We start from the raw sequence: 2,238 nt of genomic DNA, 5'->3' as shown, positions 1-2,238 counted from the left end.
CCCCAGATCGACTCGTAGTCGCGTCGCAGATCAACGGGATCAGGTCCGCTTTGGCTTGCCCGCGACCGCAGAAGGCTGAAACCGCCGGCGACCGCAATCGCCTGCCGGACTGTCATGAGTGGCCGGTAAGCCTGCTGCCCTGGCGTCAGCACATCGCCAGTCACGTAGATCGGCCGGTACTCCGCGATCACGGCCGTGACGTCGCTCGGCTTGATGACGATCATTTGCTCCCGTCCATCAGGCAGACGCTGGTGGACGATCTTGGTTGGCAGCACCGCTTCCATGCGCGTCTGCAATTCGGCCGGCGTCAACCCGCCAACCGGGATCATCCCGAACTCGGGCAGCGCGATCGAGCCATCCATCTGGACAACCGCGCGTTGCGTTCGTTCCGCTATGGAGGCAATTCCTATCTCCACCGTGTCGCCGGGGGAGAGCTTGTAGGCGGCCGGCGCTTCGGCCGCGGTTGCGCTGCTCAAGGCCAGGCATCCGACAAGTGCTGCAAAGGAAATTCGGCTAACGAAGGCCATTGGTGGCAATCTCCTTTTGATTCAGATCCGGCTGCGGCGGCCAATCGAGATGGGCGACGAATTCGTAGACCGGTCCGCCCGGTACCCCCCAATTGCTAGACCAGATCACTTGCGACCCATCAGGGGACGGGGAGGCGTGTGTCTCGCTCCAATAATCGAACGGAGCGTTCCGCGTCTGCACGATCCGTCGGACCTCTCGACTGCCGTCGACACGCAGCGCGATCACCTCGCGCGAGTATGGAGCCCAGTCCGGCTGGCTTCGAACCTCCTCGGGATTGCCCCCGTAACTCATGAATGCCCATTCGGGCCGGTCCAAAGCGCGCAGCGACGCATGCTCGGCCTCGCCGAACTTCATGAGCGACGTGACCTTTCCATCGGACAGCCGACGTTTGATCACCTGATATTTGTCGGGGCTGGATTTGCTGATTCCGACGTAAATTTCGCTGCCGTCCGCGTCGAGAGTCATATCGCCATGGCCGGGCCGATGATGGTCCTTCCACGTCTGGCGCAAGGTGCCGTCGATTGCGAAAATGGCTCGCTGCTCGGTGCCGTCGGCCAGGTTTTGGAAACACAGGATGTTTTCTCCAAGCGGAGAAATGGTGCAGGAACTGGTCGTTCCGGCAACCTGGGCGAGATTGATGTCCGGGTATTTCAGACGCCGGTCGAGATCATATGCGAAGGCGACGGCAGCACCATCATCGCGGGTCGCGCGTACGGCAATGCGGCTGCCGTCACGACTTGGATTTCCCTTGGACGGGCCGAATTTGAGATCCCGATATTTCGCAGCGGCAAAAACTATGTCCTCACGATTGCTGCGGGGCGCCCAGGTCGAGATATTCTGATCATCGACACAAATCATCAGGTCCGCGTTTCGAGGGTGCCATTCGCACTCACCCGGCTTGTTGCGATGGAACAAAGGAACGTAGTTTTTCCCGTCGAGGAAGCACATGCCGTCGCAGCCGTTCATGAGGACGAGGAGGCTCTGATCGGCATTCCACGCTTGCGCGCTCGAGTACCGATGACTGCAATATATTTTGCCGCAGACAATTCCGCCGCCAAGAGCTCCGGGCTTGGTGATCCGAGTGAAGCTGATCCCTGTCGCCGGATCGGTTGCAGGTTTCAGGTAAGCGGGCAGATCCATTGCCGGCTCCGTGCCTGCCGCACCGCTCGGCCGGTTTCCGGCTGTGTGTAGCGCCAGCAGAGCGGCCATCAGCAGCACAGCTGGTATGAGCCGCGGAAAGGTCATGTCATATAGCTCATTTCGCGACGGACGCGGCCCTCGCTAAGGCGCGAACGCCACCACTCGATGGTTCTTTCCAGACCGTCACGCAGGCTTGTATGCGCCCGCCATCCGACTTTACTTTCAAGGTTCGAGGAATCGGCGAGCAACGCGCGAACCTCGGAGTTCTGCGGCCGCATCCGGCTTTCGTCGCGACGTACCGGTTTCCTGGTGCCACTCAACTCGAGCACCAACTCCAAAACGTCCGAGACACTGACGGCGCGCTGGCTGCCGGCATTGTAGGCATGGCCAAATTCAAGCTCGGCCGCCCCTGCCGCCACAAATGCCGCCGCAGTGTCTTCCACAAAGGTAAGGTCGCGGATAGGGCTGGTGTCGCCGACCATGATCGCCGGACAGTTCTCGTCCAGAGCCTGCCTTATGATGGTCGGCACGATGGCCCGCTCGCTCTGGCGCGGCCCGTATGTATTGAAC

The 2,238-nt window shown here is 60.9% G+C and carries 3 protein-coding genes; all 3 read right to left on the bottom strand.

Annotated elements, in window-relative coordinates; translation table 11 throughout:
• On the bottom strand, nucleotides 1–476 hold a 476-nt coding region (locus EOC06_RS36275; protein WP_245470386.1), incomplete at its 3' end, for a polysaccharide biosynthesis/export family protein.
• 37 nt (nucleotides 477–513) lie between these two features.
• A complete protein-coding gene (locus EOC06_RS36270) occupies nucleotides 514–1,773 on the bottom strand; it encodes a hypothetical protein (RefSeq protein WP_128310049.1) in 1,260 nt (419 codons plus the stop codon).
• On the bottom strand, nucleotides 1,770–2,238 hold a 469-nt coding region (locus EOC06_RS36265; protein ID WP_128310048.1), incomplete at its 5' end, for a GDP-mannose 4,6-dehydratase. The genes EOC06_RS36265 and EOC06_RS36270, both read right to left, overlap by 4 nt.

Origin of the sequence: Mesorhizobium sp. M7A.F.Ca.MR.362.00.0.0 (assembly GCF_004023175.1) — a bacterium.
Classification (GTDB): domain Bacteria; phylum Pseudomonadota; class Alphaproteobacteria; order Rhizobiales; family Rhizobiaceae; genus Mesorhizobium.
Note: the sequence above shows the minus strand (reverse complement) of the source record. Positions and strands in the feature narration are given on the sequence as shown.

Bases quoted from the DNA above. Each gene is read 5' to 3' on its own strand.
- EOC06_RS36270 (WP_128310049.1), bottom strand. From the start codon at position 1,773: ATGACCTTTCCGCGGCTCATACCAGCTGTGCTGCTGATGGCCGCTCTG.